We start from the raw sequence: 1,952 nt of genomic DNA on the forward strand, positions 1-1,952 counted from the left end.
GATTATCTTCCCCTCAGTCGGGGTGATTCAGATTTCTTTCAATCTGACGGATTTGCCAGCTTCGCTGGGCAAACAAAAATGCCGTTCACTAAAGAGTGAACGGCATTACTTCTCATCGATAGGTATTTTTTAGTGTAAAAAAAGCATGTAGACGTTGGTTAAGCCATCATCTCTTCCGTAATCCCCACCCTTAACAGCGCAGCTTTCTCAAAAGCAGTCAGCTCAGAAATATCCCGAATCATTGGTGCATCAGCAAAGCTAGTATCGATCGGCTCACCTAACTTTTCCTTTAGGGCAGTAATCAGTCCTTCGATGACATTACCATAACGCATCGCACTAGATATAAGCACCGGATTTTCCTGCGCATCATCAGAAACCGGCACTTTTTCGGCAACTAAGTCCATAATGCCCCTAAGATTCTGGCCAAAATCGCCTTCCAACTGAGCTAAGGCCTGCTTAAGATCGCTTTGCGACATACCATCAAAGCTTGATTTCATTAACTCTCTGTCAAACTTAGCATGAGCGTTAGCGTCAATAGCGTCTTCCGGCTTATCCGCTGTTTTTGCGTGCCACTGAGAGGCTGACATATCAATGAAGCCCTGAATACCTTGCATTACTGTTCCTACATTTGACCGACTATGACTTAGCGAGTCTACAATCGAGCCTAATTCGCCAGTATATGATGCATCTTGGTTTGAAACTGTTGACAGTGCCAGCTCCCGGATCATGGCTAAGTCGCCCTTATTGAGAGCGCCATTCTGTATCCTACTAAAGGAAACAGTCCCGTCGGCGATTGCATCTTGCAGTGCATTAATCGATTCGCTAGACAGTGTTGGGATTGTACTTGGTGCTACTCTGGTAGCTAGAAAGCTAACTGCATCCAGTGCAGTTTTAACACTGTTATCTTTAGCAGAGCGACCGCCACCAATCCCTAGAACGTTATACGCTTTATAACGAGATTCAACTGAGTTAGCGGGCTTCTCTTCACTTGCCGAAGCAGTCTGTTGAGGTTGTAAGTGATCAATTAATTCATCTTTAAGCTTGCTGATTTGTACGGAAAGTTGATTGATCTTGTCGCTAGCGGCTTGTAGTTCCTCAGAGGAGGCCTCGTTCAAAAACGTTGAAGCATCTTTAGCCTCGCCACTACCTGTTGTCGCCCACTGTTGGAAAGGCCGACCACCCACCATATCGCTTAATATGCTGTTTGCTGTCGTTTTCTGGGTTTCAGTTCCGAACAGTCTGATGGCCTGAAGTGCTGTGACTGTTGAACGTAGAGCACCATTGTTTGTCGCAAGCTCTCTATGCTGCTGCTTCAGTGACTCTCCATCAAGGCTCGATAAATTATCTAACTGAGTTAGGCCTTTTAGAGACTCTTTTAGCGCTATCTTACCCATTTCTTCACGAGATAGTGGCTGTATTTGATCTGTCGGGACCACGCTTGAGACAGACTTATCTTTTGATGTAAACAACAACTCCTTAATGGCGTTTACTGCACCGCTCAACAAGCTTATAATCTTGTCTTTTAGCCTCGTTATCGGACTACTCTCCGTTCTTTCTGCTAACTGCTGAACTTCTTTTGATGTTGCGATTGAAGTAACAGGTTTATCACCAAGTGTGCCAGTCTGAGTTGACAGCTCTGCCTGATGATTTGAAACATTAGTAACCTGTGTTGCACTTGAGTGAATTGTACCTATATTAGTCATACTGCTTTTCTTTACTGTTTAACACGCTAAGCAAGTTTAGGTGCTTGCTACAGGAGAAAATAGCAGGATCAGTCGGAAATATATTACTGACTGACAAACTATCTCATTCACTCTCACCAAACGATCTAAAAACTTCCTGTCTATACTGATAGTTGAACCAGACACTTTTTGTTGTACTACTGTAAGATTTTAAAACCAGCATAAGAGTAACGAATGAGACCACAATACACTCAGGCAATTGAAATACGG

Annotated in this window: 1 protein-coding gene; it reads right to left on the minus strand. The window is 43.6% G+C overall.

From position 1 onward, the window contains the following. Positions 1–158: 158 nt before the first annotated feature. Entirely contained in the window at positions 159–1,703 is a 1,545-nt protein-coding gene (locus CTN07_RS22320; protein WP_005306661.1) for a hypothetical protein, read from the minus strand. Positions 1,704–1,952 lie beyond the last annotated feature (249 nt).

This window comes from Photobacterium damselae, from assembly GCF_003026815.1.
Lineage (GTDB): Bacteria > Pseudomonadota > Gammaproteobacteria > Enterobacterales > Vibrionaceae > Photobacterium > Photobacterium damselae.

Coding starts and splice junctions, on each gene's coding strand:
- CTN07_RS22320 (WP_005306661.1), bottom strand. CDS start 1,703: ATGACTAATATAGGTACAATTCACTCAAGTGCAACACAGGTTACTAAT.